This window comes from Paenibacillus sp. Y301, assembly GCF_059445505.1.
Genome location: NZ_JCAIUL010000002.1, coordinates 16,663 through 36,223 on the forward strand (window position 1 = coordinate 16,663; position 19,561 = coordinate 36,223).

The 19,561-nt window shown below is 40.1% G+C and carries 23 protein-coding genes, 1 riboswitch and 1 other annotated feature; of the genes, 12 read left to right on the plus strand and 11 right to left on the minus strand.

The features are described from left to right. Positions 1 to 33: 33 nt before the first annotated feature. A riboswitch (cyclic di-AMP (ydaO/yuaA leader) is annotated at positions 34 to 172 on the plus strand. Positions 173 to 349: 177 nt separating this feature from the next. Together AC1D69_RS03505 and yunB are read left to right on the plus strand one after the other, a co-directional pair. After that, positions 350 to 1,543: a KamA family radical SAM protein gene (locus tag AC1D69_RS03505; protein ID WP_495454777.1), complete on the plus strand. Its 1,194-nt coding sequence runs from the start codon at positions 350 to 352 to the stop codon at positions 1,541 to 1,543. Positions 1,544 to 1,663: 120 nt separating this feature from the next. After that, positions 1,664 to 2,467 carry a sporulation protein YunB gene (gene yunB, locus AC1D69_RS03510; protein WP_495454778.1) on the plus strand — a complete coding sequence of 268 codons (804 nt, stop codon included), beginning with the start codon at positions 1,664 to 1,666 and terminating at the stop codon, positions 2,465 to 2,467. Between the two features lie 31 nt (positions 2,468 to 2,498). On the opposite strand, the gene AC1D69_RS03515 is transcribed toward yunB, so the two are convergent. Then, positions 2,499 to 3,587, minus strand: coding sequence for a M23 family metallopeptidase (locus AC1D69_RS03515; RefSeq protein ID WP_495454779.1), 1,089 nt, complete (start codon positions 3,585 to 3,587; stop codon positions 2,499 to 2,501). Between the two features lie 196 nt (positions 3,588 to 3,783). Between AC1D69_RS03515 and lipA the strand changes: the two genes are divergently transcribed. Together lipA and AC1D69_RS03525 are read left to right on the plus strand one after the other, a co-directional pair. Next, a complete protein-coding gene (lipA, locus tag AC1D69_RS03520; protein ID WP_495454780.1) occupies positions 3,784 to 4,665 on the plus strand; it encodes a lipoyl synthase in 882 nt (293 codons plus the stop codon). Between the two features lie 42 nt (positions 4,666 to 4,707). Further along, positions 4,708 to 5,019, plus strand: a complete 312-nt coding sequence (locus AC1D69_RS03525) for a YutD family protein (RefSeq protein ID WP_495454781.1) — start codon at positions 4,708 to 4,710, stop codon at positions 5,017 to 5,019. Positions 5,020 to 5,051: 32 nt separating this feature from the next. Here AC1D69_RS03525 and AC1D69_RS03530 read toward each other — a convergent pair whose 3' ends face one another. Together AC1D69_RS03530 and ylbJ are read right to left on the minus strand one after the other, a co-directional pair. Beyond that, the gene (locus AC1D69_RS03530; protein ID WP_495454782.1) at positions 5,052 to 5,864 is read right to left on the minus strand and encodes an NAD kinase; all 813 of its coding nucleotides are present in this window, start codon (positions 5,862 to 5,864) and stop codon (positions 5,052 to 5,054) included. Between the two features lie 67 nt (positions 5,865 to 5,931). Further along, positions 5,932 to 7,185: a sporulation integral membrane protein YlbJ gene (gene ylbJ, locus AC1D69_RS03535; protein ID WP_495454783.1), complete on the minus strand. Its 1,254-nt coding sequence runs from the start codon at positions 7,183 to 7,185 to the stop codon at positions 5,932 to 5,934. Positions 7,186 to 7,584: 399 nt separating this feature from the next. Here ylbJ and AC1D69_RS03540 point away from each other — a divergent pair, with 399 nt between their 5' ends. Both AC1D69_RS03540 and AC1D69_RS03545 read left to right on the plus strand, forming a co-directional pair. Next, a complete protein-coding gene (locus AC1D69_RS03540) occupies positions 7,585 to 7,962 on the plus strand; it encodes a globin domain-containing protein (RefSeq protein ID WP_495455280.1) in 378 nt (125 codons plus the stop codon). Between the two features lie 61 nt (positions 7,963 to 8,023). Further along, positions 8,024 to 8,728: a DUF2225 domain-containing protein gene (locus AC1D69_RS03545; RefSeq protein WP_495454784.1), complete on the plus strand. Its 705-nt coding sequence runs from the start codon at positions 8,024 to 8,026 to the stop codon at positions 8,726 to 8,728. 92 nt (positions 8,729 to 8,820) lie between these two features. Here AC1D69_RS03545 and AC1D69_RS03550 read toward each other — a convergent pair whose 3' ends face one another. Together AC1D69_RS03550 and AC1D69_RS03555 are read right to left on the minus strand one after the other, a co-directional pair. Continuing rightward, positions 8,821 to 9,051: a hypothetical protein gene (locus tag AC1D69_RS03550; RefSeq protein WP_495454785.1), complete on the minus strand. Its 231-nt coding sequence runs from the start codon at positions 9,049 to 9,051 to the stop codon at positions 8,821 to 8,823. Next, a complete protein-coding gene (locus AC1D69_RS03555) occupies positions 9,048 to 9,218 on the minus strand; it encodes a YycC family protein (RefSeq protein WP_495454786.1) in 171 nt (56 codons plus the stop codon). Before AC1D69_RS03555 ends, AC1D69_RS03550 begins: the two co-directional genes overlap by 4 nt. A 101-nt stretch (positions 9,219 to 9,319) precedes the next feature. On the opposite strand from AC1D69_RS03555, the gene AC1D69_RS03560 reads away from it, so the two are divergent. Both AC1D69_RS03560 and AC1D69_RS03565 read left to right on the plus strand, forming a co-directional pair. After that, positions 9,320 to 11,119: a M3 family oligoendopeptidase gene (locus AC1D69_RS03560; RefSeq protein WP_495454787.1), complete on the plus strand. Its 1,800-nt coding sequence runs from the start codon at positions 9,320 to 9,322 to the stop codon at positions 11,117 to 11,119. A gap of 254 nt (positions 11,120 to 11,373) precedes the next feature. After that, the gene (locus AC1D69_RS03565) at positions 11,374 to 11,778 is read left to right on the plus strand and encodes an O-methyltransferase (RefSeq protein ID WP_495454788.1); all 405 of its coding nucleotides are present in this window, start codon (positions 11,374 to 11,376) and stop codon (positions 11,776 to 11,778) included. A 116-nt stretch (positions 11,779 to 11,894) separates the two neighbouring features. Here the strand turns inward: AC1D69_RS03565 and AC1D69_RS03570 are convergent, their stop codons facing one another. Further along, positions 11,895 to 12,134: an alpha/beta-type small acid-soluble spore protein gene (locus AC1D69_RS03570; RefSeq protein ID WP_495454789.1), complete on the minus strand. Its 240-nt coding sequence runs from the start codon at positions 12,132 to 12,134 to the stop codon at positions 11,895 to 11,897. Positions 12,135 to 12,358: 224 nt separating this feature from the next. Then, positions 12,359 to 12,612: a binding site (T-box leader), on the plus strand. Positions 12,613 to 12,667: 55 nt separating this feature from the next. On the opposite strand from AC1D69_RS03570, the gene trpS reads away from it, so the two are divergent. Continuing rightward, on the plus strand, positions 12,668 to 13,663 hold the full coding sequence (trpS, locus tag AC1D69_RS03575) for a tryptophan--tRNA ligase (RefSeq protein WP_495454790.1): 996 nt from the start codon (positions 12,668 to 12,670) through the stop codon (positions 13,661 to 13,663). Positions 13,664 to 13,666: 3 nt separating this feature from the next. Here the strand turns inward: trpS and AC1D69_RS03580 are convergent, their stop codons facing one another. Further along, positions 13,667 to 13,852 carry a hypothetical protein gene (locus tag AC1D69_RS03580; protein WP_495454791.1) on the minus strand — a complete coding sequence of 62 codons (186 nt, stop codon included), beginning with the start codon at positions 13,850 to 13,852 and terminating at the stop codon, positions 13,667 to 13,669. A 117-nt stretch (positions 13,853 to 13,969) separates the two neighbouring features. Between AC1D69_RS03580 and AC1D69_RS03585 the strand changes: the two genes are divergently transcribed. Further along, entirely contained in the window at positions 13,970 to 14,185 is a 216-nt protein-coding gene (locus AC1D69_RS03585) for an alpha/beta-type small acid-soluble spore protein (protein ID WP_495454792.1), read from the plus strand. A 275-nt stretch (positions 14,186 to 14,460) separates the two neighbouring features. On the opposite strand, the gene AC1D69_RS03590 is transcribed toward AC1D69_RS03585, so the two are convergent. Further along, on the minus strand, positions 14,461 to 15,450 hold the full coding sequence (locus AC1D69_RS03590; protein ID WP_495454793.1) for a metal-dependent hydrolase: 990 nt from the start codon (positions 15,448 to 15,450) through the stop codon (positions 14,461 to 14,463). Between the two features lie 212 nt (positions 15,451 to 15,662). Here AC1D69_RS03590 and cyoE point away from each other — a divergent pair, with 212 nt between their 5' ends. Together cyoE and AC1D69_RS03600 are read left to right on the plus strand one after the other, a co-directional pair. Further along, positions 15,663 to 16,598, plus strand: a complete 936-nt coding sequence (gene cyoE / locus AC1D69_RS03595; protein ID WP_495454794.1) for a heme o synthase — start codon at positions 15,663 to 15,665, stop codon at positions 16,596 to 16,598. A 60-nt stretch (positions 16,599 to 16,658) separates the two neighbouring features. Beyond that, positions 16,659 to 17,276: an SCO family protein gene (locus AC1D69_RS03600; protein ID WP_495454795.1), complete on the plus strand. Its 618-nt coding sequence runs from the start codon at positions 16,659 to 16,661 to the stop codon at positions 17,274 to 17,276. A gap of 92 nt (positions 17,277 to 17,368) precedes the next feature. On the opposite strand, the gene AC1D69_RS03605 is transcribed toward AC1D69_RS03600, so the two are convergent. The 3 genes from AC1D69_RS03605 to AC1D69_RS03615 form a co-directional block, all read right to left on the minus strand. Next, positions 17,369 to 17,719: a toprim domain-containing protein gene (locus AC1D69_RS03605; RefSeq protein ID WP_495454796.1), complete on the minus strand. Its 351-nt coding sequence runs from the start codon at positions 17,717 to 17,719 to the stop codon at positions 17,369 to 17,371. A gap of 172 nt (positions 17,720 to 17,891) precedes the next feature. Next, complete coding sequence (locus AC1D69_RS03610) at positions 17,892 to 18,074, minus strand: hypothetical protein (RefSeq protein WP_495454797.1); 183 nt, start codon at positions 18,072 to 18,074, stop codon at positions 17,892 to 17,894. Positions 18,075 to 18,180: 106 nt separating this feature from the next. Further along, a complete protein-coding gene (locus AC1D69_RS03615) occupies positions 18,181 to 19,365 on the minus strand; it encodes an MFS transporter (protein WP_495454798.1) in 1,185 nt (394 codons plus the stop codon). Between the last annotated feature and the right edge of the window lie 196 nt (positions 19,366 to 19,561).

Below are 19,561 nucleotides of genomic sequence, written 5' to 3' on the forward strand. Positions count from 1 at the left end.
CCAACATTTGACTAATTGAATGGACTTATGTACTATAAAGTTACGCTTAATTTTCAGCATAGTAGCTGAAAAGCGGGGGAACCATTTTTTTGGGGCGAATCAAGAGACATTTGTAGGGAACCATCTTTCCCGAGCCCGACAGCTAACCTCGTCAGTAGTAGATGGGTCAACTTATGGTTTATAACTGTTCTAATGACCCGTTATCGGGTCTTTTTGCGTCTTTATGGCCCGATACCCTTCCCAAGGTGAAGTGTTTACTTCGCTTTGTGATGGGACGGGTCATTTTTATTTTAAGAAAAAGGGGGGACAAATGTAACAAACCATATTTTAAACTTCAAGGAGGAGTAATATGCCACAGCCGAAATATATTACCGATATTGATAAGATCATGGAAATCCCGGAACATGAGCGTCAGAAACTTAAACAGATAACGGAGAAATTCGTATTTCGCGTTAATGATTATTACTTAAAGCTAGTGAATTGGGCTGATCCAAATGATCCGATCAAGAAATTAGTTATTCCGAATGAAGGAGAACTATCCGAGTATGGTCGCTGGGATGCATCGGATGAAGACACGAACTACGTTGTACCCGGTTGCCAGCATAAATATAGAACGACGGCCTTATTAATTGTATCCGAGGTATGTGGTGCTTATTGTCGATATTGTTTTAGAAAGCGCTTATTTCGTAATGACGTAAAAGAAGCGATGTCCGATGTAAGCCCAGGAATTGAGTATATTGCGAATCATCCAGAAATAAATAATGTATTACTAACAGGTGGAGATAGCTTAATCCTAGCTACTTCGAAGCTAGAGATCATTCTTGACCAATTGCGTGATATTGAGCATGTCAAAGTTATTCGATTAGGATCTAAAATTCCCGTATTTAACCCGATGCGAATCTACGAAGACGAGAAGTTATTAGAACTTATCAAGAGGCACTCAAGTGCTGATAAACGCATCTATGTCATGGCCCATATTAATCATCCGCGTGAAATAACGCCTGAAGCCAAACGGGGGTTTGAGGCGTTACATCAAGCAGGAGCAATCGTCGTAAACCAAACGCCTATTTTACGTGGAATCAATGATAATGCCGATGTACTTGCAGAACTTCTTGATCAATTGTCGTGGGCTGGTGTCACACCTTATTATTTCTTTATAAATCGTCCGGTTGCAGGTAACCGAGATTTTGTACTTCCGTTGGAGCAGGTGTATCAACTTGTGGAAGAGGCTAAGGCGAAGACATCAGGGTTGGGTAAACGAGTCCGTCTATCTATGAGTCATACATCTGGAAAAATTGAGATCTTAGCTATTGACCACGGTAAGGCTTATTTAAAATATCACCAATCAAGAGACGATGTGTATGGGAAGTTTATGGTTCTGGATTGTCCAAGTGATGCCTCGTGGTTCGATGATTTACCGGGAAATGAGAAGTATTGGAAGCAGCCAGAGAAGAAGTCCGATCGTATTATATCTGTTAACGAATTGCCTGAAATGCCAGTAAAATCTGAACGCTCGAAATCGGCAAAAGTGGCATTACATTAGAATAGAATTATCAGATGTGGAAGACACATACCGGCCATCTTAGATTAGAGCTTCTTCTTTTTTTGTAATCCCAATCATATGCTTGTATAGAGATTTATTGTCGGCATTAGGGGGATGATCATGAAAAGAAGAGCAAGGTGGCATAGCCAGCGAAGCGGGAAACCCAGAAGCAGACGTAGATTGTGGCTTGTTGGGTTTCTCGTTTTTTTAATCATAATGTTTCAGGGATTCGCGTACATAGATCGTAATTTGAAACCACCTATTATGAATTTGGCTCAAATTAGAGTGAAACAGCTGGCGACGGAAGCGATCAATGAGGCGATTACAGCACAGGTTACGCAAGAACAGAATTTCGATGATCTCGTGAATTGGAAAATGGATACGTCCGGCAAGGTATCAGGGTTCATGTTGAATTATGCGGAACAAATGAAGATTACATCCAATACGTTTAAGGTTGTTCAAGCTACATTAAACGACGTACATCAGTTAAAGGAACATATTCCTATTGGGATGGCGTTAGGAAGTCCTTTTCTGGCTTCAATTGGTCCTGGAATTCCCGTGAAAATAGAGCCTCAGGGAGCCGCTAAGATCGAATTATCAACGAGGCAACGGGATGCTGGAATCAATATGATTCTTGTGGAGGTATACATCCACGTCAGTGTAGACGTTGCTGTAGTCATTCCTTTTGATATGGAACATGATTCTGTAGAGACGGAAATACCTATATCATACCTAATGGTTGTAGGTGACGTTCCTATGTATTATTACAACTCTAAAGGTCAACCTATTGGTGGAAATGAAGGGGATGCTCCTAATATTTCAATTCCATTAGATATTAACGGCACCAGCCCAACGGATACGAATAATAATCAATCATCGAACACCCATAATCAGCCAGATTCGAATGATGTAACTAATCCATAAATGCACCATTACAAAAGAAGGGTACCTCAATTCATGATGAGGTACCCTTTTTTCCTTTAGTAAGTGATCTTCGTTCTGCCTGTTCCCATTGATGTAGAAGGGGATAGGGATCAAATGACCATTCGATCAAACCACTGTCACGATAAATGCCATAATGAAGATGTGGAGGGAACTTCCCTTGTGTACCTGGTTTACCGTAGCCTGAACTTCCAACATAGCCAATAACTTGTCCGGCTGTGACAACGTCGCCTACTTCCACACCTTTTTCAAATCCCATAAGATGTGCGTAATAGTGGTAATGGTTATTGATATCTCGAATTCCAATTCTCCATCCCCCAAATGAATTCCAACCCTTCATTTCGATAATACCATAGCATGTACTACGGACGGGGAGGCCATAACCTGCAAAGAGATCTGTGCCCTCATGGATACGAAAACCTCCCCAATTACGACCACTACCCCATGTGCTTCTATACGAATAAACACTGTTTAGAGGCAGAGGAAATGAATGAATATTTAATTGTTGTGGGGTGTACTTTTCATATAATTTAGAGAATTGTTGAATTCGCTGCACGGCCCGACTATTATGGTAATATTCCCACAGGGCAATATTGAAATCATTGTGAGACTGTCCGTAATGAAGTAAGTAACTAGCGATACTGTAGAGTACATCCATATCGTTATTAGGATCCGCAATTTGATCTCCTGATCCATCCTTACCTAAGCCTTCAAAAACAGATATTGATAAAGCATTGGTGTCAGCCTGATCAGGATTAAGGGCTCCAGCCCAAGTAGGTGGAGTCATATAAACATCAGTAAGGCGGGGAGGATGCGCCCGATCTTTAGGATGAACCTTCGTTAGGGTACGTTCATATTGATCAATAGCAGCGATTCGGTACCATGGAATTTGAGTGACTGTACTGATCTTCTCGTATAGTAATTTTCTTGAAGCGTAAATATCGTCTTGTTGAGTAGTTGCAGAACTGTTGGATATCTTGGGAACTACTTTAAGAGCTTCTGTAGGTGTACAATACGACAGGGCAAGGATGGTAGCAACAGAGGTACAAATCCACCTGTTACACGTCTTTTTCTTCTTGGAGCTGGAGCTAAGGGAAAACATCAATGTACCTCCTCATTTATGAAGACAACTCCATTGAATTGTAATCGTCAAAATTTTATATCCTTAGTTTTATCAAGTTGGATGATTTTATCCAAAATGTTTACTCCAAGCTTGAAATTAAGGTAATTGACTGGGGTTCGTGATATAATATGGAATAATCGTTGTCAAAACATGTATGAAGGGTGGTACATTTTAAGTGTCGAGAACTACCACAAAGGAACCCAAACCTGATTGGATTCGAATTAAACTCACTACAGATGATAACTATCAAGAGATTAAGAGCATGATGCGCTCAAAGACACTTCATACCGTGTGTGAAGAGGCACGTTGCCCAAACATATATGAGTGTTGGGCTAATCGTACAGCAACATTTATGATTCTAGGTGATATTTGTACACGAGCTTGCCGCTTTTGTGCAGTGAATACAGGAATGCCAACAGAGTTGGATTTAGAAGAACCTGAACGGGTTGCAGAAGCAGCAGAAAGTATGAATTTACAACATTGCGTCATAACGAGTGTAGCGCGTGATGATTTACAAGAAGGAGGATCTTCTATTTTTGCAGCAAGCATTCATGCGGTTCGTCGTCGTATGCCACTCTGCAGTGTAGAAGTACTTATTCCCGATTTCATGGGAAATCCAGATGCGTTGAAGATCGTAATGGATGCTAAGCCAGATATCCTCAATCACAACATTGAAACGGTGGAACGTCTATCTGATCGTGTACGTGCTAAAGCTAAATATAGCCGAACGCTTGAGTTGTTACGTAATGCCAAAGTATTACAACCTGATATTCCAACGAAATCAAGTATTATGCTTGGCGTTGGGGAGGAATGGGATGAAATTCTACAAACGATGGATGATTTAAGGTCTGTTGATTGCAATATTCTGACTCTGGGTCAGTACTTGCAACCTTCTCCGAAACATTTAAAGGTAGAGAAGTATATTAAACCTGAGGATTTCGCATTATTGAAAGAAGAAGGTCTAAAAAGAGGATTTAGTCACGTTGAATCTGCCCCGTTGGTGCGTAGCTCTTATCGTGCACATGAACAGGTGAAATCGGCTGCTAAACATATATAAATCGATATTGAGGATTCGAGAGGAAAGGCAGGGGAATTGTGCTTGATTCTAGCAGGTGGAAAAAACTATGAAATATTGAAAGATCACAAAGATGGCTGGAACCCCGAAGCGTTCCGTGATCGTTACAGCGATGTGTTGGAAAGATACGATTACATTATTGGTGACTGGGGATATAGCCAGTTGCGTTTAAAAGGATTTTACCGGGACAACCATCCCAAGGCTACCAAAGAATCTGCCATATCGAGTATGGTGGACTATATAAATGAATATTGTAATTTCGGATGTGCGTACTTTGTTCTTCAGAAGACTCGCGAACCACAGCCACCGAAAGAAACAGAAAAAAGCAGTTCCTGATTAAGGGACTGCTTTTTTTGTACGAAGAAATTTTATTCCAGAAAAGCGGATCGAACACGATTCCAGAAAGGGTAAGGTCTGTATCTTGCAAAACTAATCTTCTGTTTAGCAACTTGGCAGCTTACCGATATTAAATCGTCAATTGTAAAATTATTATGATCAATGGTCAGTAAAAGACGCTGTTCTTTGCGCGAATAAATATCAGAATGGTGATGTTTAGGAAGAAGAAGTGGTGACCCCATTGTACGATAAATACGATTATTTATAGAAGCAATCTCGGCAATCTGTATAGCGTCAATGGTAGGGTGAACCATGGCTCCTCCAAGACTCTTGTTATATGCTGTACTTCCTGATGGTGTTGAGATACAAATGCCATCACCTCGAAACATTTCGAATGGTTGGTCATTAATATCGATTTGCGCCACAAGTGTACCATCTACACCCTTAAGTGTAAATTCATTAAGTGCAATGTAAGGGGTAGTTCCCGACTTTCGATGAATAGTTAGTTCCAGAAGTGGATATTTTACGATACGAGGAGCAACCTCCGACAAATAACTTTTGCTCATTAATTCAACCAATTCAGGTATCTCATCGGCTTTCCAATCGGAATAGAACCCTAAATGGCCTGTGTGTACTCCAACAAATGCAATGTCAGGTATGTGGTCTATAAACGTATGAAAAGCGTGCAACATGGTGCCGTCTCCGCCAATAGAAATAACGATATCTGGTGATTCTGCATCCATTTCGAAATGGTGTTGTGCCGCAAGTTTGTGGAATTGTTCTGCTAAATCAACAGATAACTGATCCCCGCGGTCCAGAACATAATATCTTAAGGGTGGTCTCAAGGATGATAAGCTCCTTTATCATGGGTTTATATCGATCATAATCAATATTGGACCAGAACACAATGTTTCATTTGTCCAAAATGTGTCGAAATCGCATCCAAAAGGACTTGATTATGCTACTCATAACGGATAAGAGGGCTATGGCAATGAGTAGAATAATAAAGATAAAAAGGTTATTTATAAACCCGTAAGGTGAATGCAAATTAGGTAGAGTGATGTTATCAGTGGTTAAAAAGGTGCTCTGTGAATCTAGGTCCCCAGCTAGTGTGTTCCACAACAAGAGTACCAAAGTTGCAGCGAGAATGCCATGGATCAAGCGTGCGATCAGGAAGGGCCAATAACGAAGATTCGTCGAATGCAGAATACTTGCAATCTGCGCATGTACAGATAATCCACCCCAGGAGAGAATGAAGGCTGCGGCAGCAACTTTAAAAGATAAAGGAATAGACATAGCGGATTCACCGGCATACCTTGCACCCAGTGTGACTTCAAATATCCCCCCAACTAATGAGTTAGATAAAGCGGGTGGTATGCCTATAACGGTGAGTATTTGTTCAATGATTAGATATAAGCCCTTCATGATATTAGCCTGGGTGAGCAATTCTAGAAACACAGAAAAAAAGACAACAAGGCCCCCGACCACAATAATGAGCTTTAATGAGGACAGGATTGCTTCCTGAAGGAGTTCTCCCAAATTACGTCCATCCTGGACACGAGCTTGGTGCATGGCCCTTAATGCAACCTTTAATCGGTTAATACGAGGTTTAGTAGGAGCTTGAGATACGTGTTGTGTTTCCTGTGAATCTTTTGAACCATGATAGCGCATAATGATCCCAACAAGAAAACCCCCTCCATAGTGTGCGATGGCTAGTATCGGTACGATTTGTGGATTGTGAAAGAAACCTATCGAAACAGCCCCAATGAGGAAAATAGGATCAGAAGATGTCGTAAATGCAACTAAACGTTCTCCTTCATGACGAGTTACCATTTTCTGTTGCCATAATTGTGCGGTTAATTTCGCTCCTATTGGATAGCCAGACACATAACCCATAGCTGCTACGAAGCCACCACTTCCGGGGATCCGAAAAACAGGTTTCATAAAGGGATCTAGTAATGTTCCGACTAAATGAACGATACCAAATCCCAATAAGACTTCAGATATGATGAAAAAGGGAAAGAGTGAAGGAAATAAGACATCCCACCAAATGGCTAAACCGCGTAGGGCAGCTTCTAGATAAGCAACAGGATAGATCAACATGAGCACAGCTAATCCTATTAACATGGCTACTAATAATGGAATTCCCAAGGATTTCAATGTCATTGATCTGCACCTCCAGCTTGCTTTAACTTGCGTCATTCTTCTGTTCATAGATGTATGATCTATCTAGGACAAACAGTACTAAAAAGTATAGAAAGCGTTTACAATTCAGGGTGTTTTTTTCTAGATTATGTGCTAATATAACTGTATTAAAGTTTATCTTTTCTTGGATGTTAAATGAAATGGATGGAGTGAGGAGAGCATGAGTGTTGTTGCTGGTATTCTCGTCTGCGCTTTCGTGTATGTCATTCGTGCCTCGTTAATCCGTTCAGGTGAAGAGGAATGGAAAAGTTACTAATCGGCTATAAGGTGCTAAACGGACACAACGTTTAGCGCCTTTTTTTTTGTTTTTTGTTATAATATAGAATGATGTTATTTATGGAGATGAAAGTTGGTGAACACATGAATCCTAACCTAAGTATTTATGATAATCTGGGTGGTGCACAAACGATACGTGCACTTGTAGAAGCCTTTTATCCTAAGGTACAGAAGGATCCCTTATTGAGTCCGTTATTTACCACTGATATAACAGTAGTAATGGAGAAGCAGTATATGTTCTTAAGTCAATTTTTTGGAGGCCCTTCATTGTTCTCTGATGAATTCGGTCATCCGATGATGCGGGCAAGACACCTGCCGTTTCCGATTACAGAGAGCCATGGGGAAGCTTGGCTCAAATGTATGAATGAAGCCTTAACCGAAGTTGGGATAGAGGAACCATTACATTCCTTCGTCCTAAAAAGACTATCTGGTCCTGCTCATCATTTTGTTAATACGCCTTAATGTTAGATGTAGTGAGTATATATGATCGACCTTATGACACAAATGAAGGGAAGTCTTGTTATTGAATACTCTAGAACCTCTTTACTCAATTAAAGTAACTTGTATAAACTGTAATCATGAATTTATGACCTCACGTGTTCGCCCTAGTTTCAAAAAAGCTGTAAGAACGGATGCTGATTTCTGTGCTTATTATAAGAATGAGAATCCTGATTATTATGTAGTAAGAGTATGTCCGAAATGTGGATTTGCATCTACTGAGAATTCAGCTACGAAGCTAACAGACAAGCAAAGAACTCTCTTAAAAGAGAAAATAACCGTACGATGGATTGAACGTGATTTCGGTGGACACCGTGAGTGGGAGACAGCACTTGAGACGTACAAGCTAGCATTGATCTGTGCTCAAACCATTGGAGATACGGAACGGATTACTGCGAGTTTCCTTCAGCATATCGCATGGCTATACCGTTATAATGGAGATCATGAACAGGAGCAGAAGTTCCTGAAGTTTTGTTTGGATTCTTACATACTGGTTTATGAGAAAGAAGGCGTAGGCCCTAATAATGCTAAATTATTGTACTTAATCGGGGAAATTAGCCGAAGAATAGGCAACTTTAATGAAGCTGTTAAGTGGTTCTCACGAGTTATTAATGATAAAAAAATTATGGATGTTGCCATGATTCGTGCTTCACGAGAACAATGGAGTGTATTAAGAGAACAAATGCAGGAAAAACAAATGGCACTACCTGAGGAAATGGCAGGTCTCTAATTATATATGTATGATACATATAGGGACAAACAGGAGGGACTGGGAAAGCCCATCCGTTTGTCTCTATACGTTTCACTCCAAGTGGTCGTTGATTAACGTAGGGGTTGATCACATAACAAGTAATCAGAGTCTGTATCAATGATAGTAGTCTTATTATGACAGCATGGGAAAATAAGAAGTTTCTTCTTTCCCTCATGGATAATCGTGAGCTCCTGTGGTTTTAAAGGAATGAGGACATTTGTCTTTGCGCAAAATGGACAATGGTGTACGTAAATATCACCCATTATAATGTCATATGGCCATGTGTTTTGGAATGGGATCACGATGGATCCTGCTTAGAGGTAGGTTCAGAATTGGCTTCCTCTTTGCCAAGCTCCGCAATTTTTTGCATTAAAATATGTTGTGGCATATGCATAAGGTGTTCAATGGGAACGCCTAGTTTTTTGGATAAAGTGATAGCCGTTTCTGGTGAAATTTGTAATGGTCTCATACGTCTTATTCCTCCTATTTAGATATATCCTAATACAATCGTATATTATAGTTATATCGCTAATGGAAGTCCAATTCAAATATAAAAAAGGGGTTAGTAAAATGAAATCACAGTTATCGTTAACATGGGATTTAGAGTCTATTTTTCCAGGCGGCTCCTCTTCTGAACCATTTGCTTCATTCTTACAAACGTTAGAACAAGATATTAAAGAAGTTCAACAACATATCAAGGAAGCTAAGGCTCCTACAAGTGTTGAAGGGACTAAGGAATTCGATGGTTTCATTACACAATTATCAAGTTGTATGGAGAGAATTTCAGAGGCGGGATCTTTTGTTTCTTGTTTAGGAGCACAAGATCAGCAAGATAAGAAGGCAGTTCAACTGTCAGGAAAAGTTACAAATTTACAAGCACAGCTCATGAGTGTTAGCGGTGAATTTGATAATTTACTTCGAAGTACAAATGATGAAGTATGGAAATTATGGATGGATCGCGAGGAAGTCCGTGAATTATCCTTTGTATTGAATGAGAGCCGGGATCTTGCACGTGAGAAATTAAACCCTGAATTAGAAAGTCTAGCACTTGATTTGGCTGTTGACGGTTATCATGGTTGGGGAGAATTCTATGATACGATTGTTAGTCATGTTCAAATTCCATTTGAAGAAGACGGCTCAACAGTGATGTTATCCGCAGGACAAGCGTCTAATAAGCTTCACGATCCAAATCGTGAAACAAGAGAGAAAATGTTCACGAAATGGGAACAAACATGGAAAGATACAGAAGATTACTGTGCAGATACATTAAATCACTTGGCAGGATTCCGTCTTAAACTGTACGATCGCCGCGGGTGGGATGGAATTCTTAAGGAACCATTAGCGATTAATCGCATGTCACAGCAAACGTTAGATGCCATGTGGAATGTTATTATTGATACTAAGCCTGTATTTGTAGATTATTTGAATCGTAAAGCTAAAATACTAGGTGTCGATAAGTTAAGTTGGGCAGATGTAGAAGCGCCAATTGGGAAAGTATCAGGTAAAATCTCATTTCAAGATGCTGCAGAAAATATTGTGAAGCAATTCAACACATTTAGTCCAAAATTAGCGGAATTTACAGAGATGGCCTTTGACAATGAGTGGATTGAAGCAGAAGATCGCCCTGGTAAACGTCCAGGAGGATTCTGTACCTCCCTTTCTGTAAGTAAAGAGACACGTATTTTCATGACATATGCAGGTACAGCTGACAATGTGTCAACGTTAGCGCATGAACTTGGCCACGGGTATCATCAGCACCTTATGAAAGATCTGCCTATGTTTAATCAGAATTATGCTATGAATGTAGCTGAGACAGCTTCAACTTTTGCGGAAATGATCGTGGCGGATGCATTAGTTAAGGCTTCTACAGATCCACAAGAGAAGCTTGCCTTACTTGAAGGGAAAATTCAAAATAGCATAGCCTTTTTTATGAATATCCATGCGAGATTCTTATTTGAGACTCGTTTTTATGACAAGCGAAAGAATGGACTTGTAAGTGCAGAGGAGTTAAGCCAATTGATGGAAGAAGCGCAACAGGAAGCTTTCTGTGGAGCACTTTCATCGTATCACCCACATTTCTGGGCTGCAAAACTCCACTTCTACATCACAGACGTTCCGTTCTATAACTTCCCATACACATTCGGTTACATGTTCAGTACAGGTCTCTATGTACGTGCACAGCAAGAAGGTACAACATTCGCAGATAAGTATGACCGTTTATTACAAGATACGGGTGTGATGACGGTTGAAGAGCTAGCGAATAAACATCTTGGAGTAGATTTGACGGGTCCTGAATTCTGGCAGAGTGCTATTGATTTATGTGTAGCGGATGTCCAAGAATTTATGGAATTGACGAAACATGTCGTGTGAAAATATACGAATATAAAGTTGAAAAAAGATGAGGATTCCCGAAATGGGAATCTTTTTTTGTTATATGGTCATGTGACATGAATGTCATAATAGGCATTATTTTATCAAAAAAGATCATAAACTGAATGATTTATGTGCAAATAATAGGAATATATACCCAATTTTGTTTGAATATGTTGATCCTTAGTGATGGAGCATCTATAATGAGTCATAAGCCCTATGTTAGGGGTGAAATTAAGGGGAGAAGGGATCTAATGATCAAGATTGATCAGTTATCGTTGGCCAGGCAATTGGACATTGTATTTAAGGAATTAGAACAAGAATTAGCTGGATTAACTGCAGGAACATTGTTTATTCAAATTCGTAATAACGCAGTTGGCAAATTTGGAATTCGTCACAATCCTATTGCTAGTCGCAATGGGGAATTTGCTTTGTCCGAAGAAGGTCTAACAGCAGTTCACCAACTATCCTTTCGGAATATGGCAATCGAGAGTCTGAAATATAAGCACCATTGGACACATGGAGAGATTACTTACGACTTCATGGTGCGACAGGGGACTGTTATGGTTGATGCTATATTGGAATCCAATTACAACATGGCCAATTTGATGATTCGTTATTCGCGACATTCATATCATGAAGTTTCCTCGGACTCATAATAATTTATAATTAATTGATTATTATTGAACTATTTGAATGAAACAAGGAAAGGCGACCTTGAGGACAAGGCCGCCTTTTGTATCGTTTAAATTGAAATATGATGTGGAAAGCAATATTATGAGTTGGAACGACCCGATAATTGTTGCTCAGCCAATTGTACTAGACGTTTCGTGATATATCCACCTAAAGAACCAGTTTCACGGGAAGTATAGTTTCCGTAGTAACCATCTTGAGGAATTTGAACACCTAGTTCTTGCGCTGCTTCCATTTTCAATTGATGCAAAGCTGCTGTTGCTTGAGGAACTACCAAGTTGTTGGAGCGACTACCTCTACCTTGTTGACCTGCGTTACCCATGTTTGTTCACCTCCTTTGTACTTAATGAGGTTATTATGGATCTAAAGATCTAAAATCATACAGGTAAATTAGTAAGTTAGAAGTGGTAATTATTTGTTATTTTTTGAGCGACGGATGCATCTAAATAGAGTTCGGCTTTAAATGTATCATGGGGTTATTCTAAAATGAGTTTGACAAGTATGGGTTAGAGTCTTATCATTGCACTTAAGTATTTGATTAAGATTATGAAATCGATGATAGGGACAAGTAAGCATAGACGGATGACCTTCAGAAAGCCGGTGGTTGATGTGAACCGGTGGAGCCGATGTGCCGAATGGACCCTTGAGTGCCAAGTTGAACAGGAATGAGTTATTCCTTATTATGCTGGTCGTGTTTTCCACGTTACGGAAATTAGAGGTTGCACAGATGTTGTTTCACTTGAAACAATGGTAATTTGTTGCAACAAATAAGGGTGGCACCACGGTCTCACGTCCCTTGCGGATGATGGGCCTTTTTCTGTTGTTTATTTTATTAATAATCTAGGAGGGTTCTAAATGAAAAAGACAGTACTTTCAGGCATAACACCTAGCGGTAGACTTACACTAGGTAACTATATTGGAGCTATGAAGAATTTCGTGAAGCTACAGGAGCAATATCAGTGTTACTTCATGGTAGCTGATCTGCATGCCATTACGGTATCGCAAGATCCAGAGGATCTTCGAGAGAGATCAGAAGCGAATGCAGCACTGTATATCGCAGCAGGTATAGATCCAGCTAAGTCTAATGTTTATTTACAATCGGCAGTACATCAACATGCAGAGCTAGGTTGGTTGTTGACTACATTGACATCTATGGGTGAGTTAGAACGCATGACACAGTTCAAAGATAAATCAACAGGTAAGGAATCCGTTGGAGCGGGTCTGTTCGTGTATCCGTCTCTGATGGCAGCAGATATTCTATTATACAACGCTGATTTGGTTCCTGTAGGTGAAGATCAGAAACAGCATTTAGAGCTGACACGTGATTTAGCGGGTCGCTTCAATAGTCGCTTTGGTAAATGTTTCACTATTCCTGATCCTTATATTCCTGAAGTAGGTGCGCGGGTGATGTCTCTAGATGATGTGAGTAAAAAAATGAGTAAGAGTAGTTCTGTACCAGCAAGTTATATTGCCTTATTGGATACACCGGATATTATTCGCAAAAAGATAAGTAGAGCTACAACAGATTCAGGTGCAGAAGTAAGATACGATGAAGAGACCAAGCCAGAGATAAGTAATCTGATGAGTATGTATGCACAATGCTCAGACCTATCACTTCATGATATTCAAACCAAATATGAAGGCAAAATGTACGGTGGCTTTAAAAAGGATCTAGCAGAAGTCATTGTTGCGACACTAGAGCCTATACAGAATCGATATCATGAGATTCGTCAAACGGGTGAGATTCATGACATTCTAGCTCAAGGAGCTGAGAATGCCAGTGAAGCTGCAACAAAGACCCTAGATCAAGTTAAACAGTTAATGGGTTTTCTGCCTTCTAAAAGACGCTAGTTTTTAGTTGGAATCTCTTAGAGAAGCCTTTCTGTGCTTGGCTTTCGCAACAAATCCCCATCCAATGTTACATACGCCCAATATCGTTAATAGTAGGGCGAGCCATCCTGAATAACTAATGGCAATTGCCGCCGCCGCTAAGATAAGAATTGAGGATGTTGCGAACCATAATGATAGACTTTTACTCATGTAAAAAACCTCCAGTTTTTATTTAGGTAAATAAAGAATAATGTCTATCGATGTAGCCATACTAAGCTTGCAAGCTTGCACTTCATTACAGAGACAGAAGTGAAAGGAGATTATATTATGGCACAAGGACAATCCAGTTCCAACAATCTAGTGGTTCCTCAAGCAAGAGCAGCATTACAACAACTTAAAATGGAGGCTGCTCAAGAACTAGGTGTTACAATTCCGCAGGATGGCTATTATGGTAACTATACTTCAAGAGAAGTAGGTTCTCTCGGAGGATATATTACGAAACGCTTGGTTCAATTGGCTGAGCAATCTCTATCAGGAAAATAATTGAACACCGTATGTAGCGAATTTCTTGATATATGAATACAGTTGTGAAGCCTAGAGCACTTGCTCTAGGTTTTTTTGAAATATAAGAATTTATAAGTATTTCCGCTTATAAATAGTCTTATATTTCAACGCTAAACGTTTCTTCCTCGCTGTAAAGGACGGCGAGGTCGTTTATGCTTGAAATACAAATAAATCAACCTGCATAAAACGGATACCGTCCAACAAGGGACGGTAAATGTTCTACATTTATATTAGACTAAGGGAAATTCTTCTTGTCAAGAAGAATAATGAGAAGATAAACGTTCATTCATCTTCTCATCGCTCAACCAACCGATATAAGAGCTGATAGGCGTGAAGTGATTGTCCATAACCACTACAGCTACAAATGGGAACTGTGTGCGATGCAAGTAACGTACATCAACCCAACGAACAATATATCCATTAACGATCATTTCAACATCTGCTACAGCAAAGGAAGTGAAATACAGAAAGGCTTTCACGTTAGTATGCTCTTTAGAATGTTCGATAGCTTCATGTTGTGCCGAAGCTACGGACTGTTGTTTCCAAGTAAGAATGCGATGGTTCAAGGTTCCAATATCGTAACTTCCATTGGGTTGTAACTTGACTACATGCCATTGATGTAAAGATACGGTAGGGAGTACAAAGTATGTATCTCCTTCTTGGTGACTGGAATCTAAGCGTTCTGCTTCCTTAACTCTTAAATAGTGTACGACTGTTCTCCAAACATAATAACAAATGGTTGAGCTATACAAAATGGTGAATAGAGGAGCAGGCGGTACTAAACCAAGAACCCATAGCAAGATCGCTGTTAAATGAGTTCCAAATATAAATGGATCAAAGATGTGAATGATATTCCATGAGACCCAACGCTCAGTAAAGGGTCGCAATGCTTGTGTACCATACGTATTAAACATATCGCTGAATACATGAACACATACTGCAATACCGGTCCATAAGGCTAAATGGAGTACGGATACATCGCGAAACACCAATGTGATCGCTGCAGTGATAAGTATGGTCCATATAAGTAAGAATGGAAGGGAGTGAGTTAGCCCCCGGTGATTACGAATGTATACGGCATTATTCTTCAAGCGAAGTATCCCATCAATATCCGGAGCTTGTGAAGCAAGAACGGTTCCGATGGTTACAGCTATAGCAAGCGAAGGATTTGATGCTACGACGGGATCGAGGTATGCTAAGCCAGCAAGTGTGAATCCCATAACAAAATGTGTGCCTGTATCCATATGCGTTCTCTCCTTTGTATTATCATACTATATAGTAAGTACCCAATTTCAAGCTATTCTATAGGAAGGTTTATGACAAAAGTCATCAAATTGTCAAATTGGAAGTGAAATAGCGTTGAATGTCGAACACTTTTCACTTCGTATATGATAAACTTTATAGCAGAGGATTTTTTTGTTCTCTTCAAGATAGATATAGAGGAGGAACTTTAGGCGTGGACAATCGTATGAGTTATCAAGCTCCTTCCGATTCAGCATCTTTTTCGGCAAGTAAGACGCCACCTAGCGAATCAGGAACATGGAGAGATTTCTATTATATAACGAAACCGGGTATTATCCGCTCAAACCTAATTGCTGCTTTTGCAGGGTTCTGGTTGGCGTCCCAATGGGATTTTCAATACGGAAAGATGATCATGACCCTCTTGGGGACCATATTAGTCATGGCGTCCTCATGTGTGTTTAATAATTATTTTGACCGAGAACTTGATTTAAAAATGGAGCGCACGCGTGACCGTTCTTTACCGATGGGACGTTTGAAGCCATCAGTAGTTCTGTGGTATGCAATCATACTAGGAATCTTAGGATTAGGGGTATTATTTACCTTTTCAGGAGTCCTTGCTGGATTGTTCGGTCTTGTAGGGATGGTTGTCTACGTGCCGATTTATACCCTTTGGCTTAAACGCTCATCGACATGGAGTACATCGGTTGGCGCAATCTCCGGTGCTATGCCACCTGTCATTGGTTATGTCGCTGTTACAGGAGTCGTAGATATGGGAGCCTGGTTATTATTCGCCATGTTATTCTTATGGCAGCCTCCTCACTTCTGGGCATTAGGGATTCGTCGTGTGGAAGAATATCGAGCTGCGGGATATCCATTACTCCCAGTAGTGAAGGGAATTAAACGCACGAAGATCCAAATGATTCCTTACCTAGTAGCTTTAATTCCAGTGCCAATTCTCATGTATACGTACGGGTATGCTGGAATTTACTACATGATCATTTCACTGGCATTGTCCGTGATATGGCTTTATCTTTCTTTAACAGGTTTCCGAGCAAAAAGTGATGAGGTATGGGCTAAGAAAGTTTTTTTATTCTCTATTAACTACTTAACCTTAAGTCTTATCGTATTAATCATTAATACTACACATTAGAATGTAGGACGATATTTCTAGTGAATTTTGATTAGACGAAAGTGGGGTTAGGTGTTACTTATGCAAACCTTAAAGCGTTATAAATGGACATGGATATCAATCACCATTATTATCATCTTTGCAGCATACCTATTGATTACCTCATTAGGAGTGGGCAAGGAAAAATGGCCTGTCATTGGAAATGTACAGGATTTCTCATTGGAGAATGTAGATAAAACAACGGTTACGCTTGATGATACGAAGGGGAAGGTACGGTTGTTCTACTTCTTCTTTACGAATTGTCCTGATGTGTGCCCAATAACGACATTCATGCTTACGCAAGCACAGAAGAATCTTGCGGAAGAGGGGATGTTCGGTAAAGATGTTGAATTTGTCTCTATTTCATTTGATCCCGAAGTGGATACGGTAGAGAAAATCAGAGAATTCGGAGATAAGTTCAAAGTAGACTATAATGGGTGGTACTTTCTACGGGGAGATAAACAAAAGATTTGGGATTTAGCAGAGAAATCATTTAAAATTATGATTGTTGGCGATAAAGAAGGTAACTATTCGCATGCTAATCTTATTGCTCTCGTGGATCGAGATAACCAGGTCCGGAACTTATATAACGCGAATGACACGGATGAGGTATCAGCGGATATCTTAGTGAAAGATATAAAGGCACTTGCAAAAGAGTAACTGAACACAATAATATACGAATCCTCTAACTTATCCATTTTAGGATAGGAAGAGGATTTTTTTGTGTGTGTAAAAATGTTCAATGAATCGGATTATAAATTATCTGGTACGTTGGGATAGAGGATATATTCATCAAGTTTGGCCTTTTTTAATTGTTCAATCAGATATTCATCGGGCGTTCCCTCTACACCCGCATACCCGCGACGAGTATACATATGTTCAGCATCAGGGAAAGAGTCACGTAACACACCGCGTATTTTTTTGCCGGAACTGTCATTATCCATAAATAAGAAGACTTCATCATCTCTTACTTCCTTACGTAAGGACTCCGCTTTAACGGAATTTAATGTGCCGAATGTACACAGAATCGTTATGTCTGACTTAAGTAAGCGTCGTAGTTTACTACGATCATTTTTTCCTTCGACAATAATGTAGATAGGCATTGGTATTTCACCTCATAATGAGAGGAGATATTCCTCAGAATTCCCCGGGAAATGTTGAATGAAATCCGTTTGGGTAGTTCTAGTTTAGCTTTTTTTAGGGATTACATGCAAAAAAAGGACAGGCCCCCCATAAGATTATGGTGGACCTTGGTTGGTTAGTGTTATGTGATTATTAACAAAAGATTGGGAAAGCACGTAGAATAATCACTAATAAAATAAAAAGTACGAGAATCATACCTGTTGTTCCTCCGAGACCTCCGATACAAGGAGCGGCAGCAACGGGTGCTTGTTGCACTGGAGGGCAACAAGGATTGTTATTATTATTATTATTAAATTGATTATTGAATTGGCCCATTTATTTCACCCCACTTTCCTTCGTGGATGTTTGCCACACAGTATCCTATGTAGATGGGGGGGAAAGGTTTGTGCAAAGGCCTATTTCAAGTGGTTTGTGTCATCGCCTATACAGGAGCATCAGGATTACGATGTGGATTTCCTGAATAGAGTGATGCTATATGTTGACGAGGAATAGGTAGCATCATTAATCCAAGCATTAGTAGAACAAAGGCAATAAAGTAGGGTGAAACATGATCACGGAGTTGTCCGGCAGCGACAGGGCCAATAAAGGAACCTAAGGACATGGCTATCGATTGAAAGGAGAAGACTCTACCTAATCGACCACCACCACTAAGTTTGATGAATAGAGAAGCCATAGCTGGGAAGATCAACCCTTTTGAAGAGCCTAACACGAATAGAATGTACACTAAAGGAATTGTAGGTAGTGCTGCTAAACCAAAAAAACAACAAGCCATCAGAATAATCCCAGAAACAACGCGTTTTACAGGAGAGTAATGGTTCAGGAAGAATAGACATAGCGTAAAGAATGCACCCACACTTAGTATGGAGAATAGGATACCCGTTGACATGATTCCTGATATTCCCGTATTACGGAGAGGAAGTTCAAAAAAGAGAATTCCTTGCGCACATGATACGACGAATGGAAGCGTAAAGTAACGCCATGAGACCGAGACAAATGGGGGTTGCGCAGGGATGTCGGTTGATGTTGTTCGTGATCCATTTATAGTTGATTGTGGGATAGAGACCGATGAAGGCACACTGAAAATAGCCATAACTCCAGTCGCGATAAGTAACCAGCCAAGCGCTTGAAAGGTTCCGGAATAACCAGCGTTAGCAACAATAAATGCACCTGCAGCAGGTGAGATAACAGAAGCTAGAGTATGGATGACGCCGTGTCCTGACATATATTTACCCTGAGTGACAGGGTCTTGGGATAGTGATGCTAATAGTGCTAGACAAGCAGGTGATAGAAAAGCTAATACAAATCCACTTAAGGAGCGTAATACTAGTAACTGCCAAGGAAACTGGACGTATGATTGAAGGAGAAGAATAATTCCAGCAGCCAGAAGGCTGAAGATGATGTAACGACGGCTCCCATGACGATCAATCACTTTTCCTGCAATAATGTTTCCTGGGAGATGCGTAAGCGCATAGATTCCCATCATCCATCCAATAAAGACGGGGGCGGCTCCAAGTGAAACGGCAAATGGGGTAAGAATGGGATACTGGGCATGTAGATCGAAGAAAGCTAAAAATAAAAACAAGTAAAGCCAAAAAGCAGTTTTCACATCATTACTCCTCTCTGTATAAGATTGGGCAAGGTTCTATACTACTTGTACGTTGAATTGGATTGAAACAGAACAATTTCCCTTTTTTTGTTCAAGTAGGGTTAGGGTTACAGGTTATATGGGAATCATGTATAATTAAACAATGACTGCTATAGAGGTTGTCATAAGTAGCTTAGTCGATGGGAGTGTTATAGTT